Source organism: Neisseria oralis (assembly GCF_045062685.1).
Classification (GTDB): Bacteria; Pseudomonadota; Gammaproteobacteria; order Burkholderiales; family Neisseriaceae; genus Neisseria; species Neisseria oralis.
Window position 1 is genome coordinate 1 of record NZ_JBJGEB010000056.1, and the last position, 274, is coordinate 274.

At 64.2% G+C, this 274-nt stretch carries 1 pseudogene; it reads right to left on the reverse strand.

Features of this window, described 5'->3' with window-relative positions:
• A pseudogene (locus tag ACI43T_RS12065) lies at positions 1-254 on the reverse strand (hypothetical protein); the annotation flags it as partial.
• Between the last annotated feature and the right edge of the window lie 20 nt (positions 255-274).

The following is a 274-nucleotide window of genomic DNA, read 5'->3' on the forward strand; positions in this document are numbered from 1 at the left end:
GCATTGGTGTTTGTGCCGCTGGTGCCGTTCAGGCTGCCTCCGGCCGCACCCACCACCGAAGCAAGCGCCCCGGTCTGCGCTTTGATCTCTTCTTTAATGTGCTCGGGCAGAAGGTTGGGATTGAATTTTCCGTTTATCGGGTCGATGGCAGTGCGGCCGTCGTCGTATTGTCCGGCCAGATACCCGGCTGCGCGTTCGGCGGCAGCGCTGCCGTTGCCGCCGGCAAGCGGGTCGGCGCCGTTGGCGTAGGCCAAGGCCGCGCCGAGCATAAAGT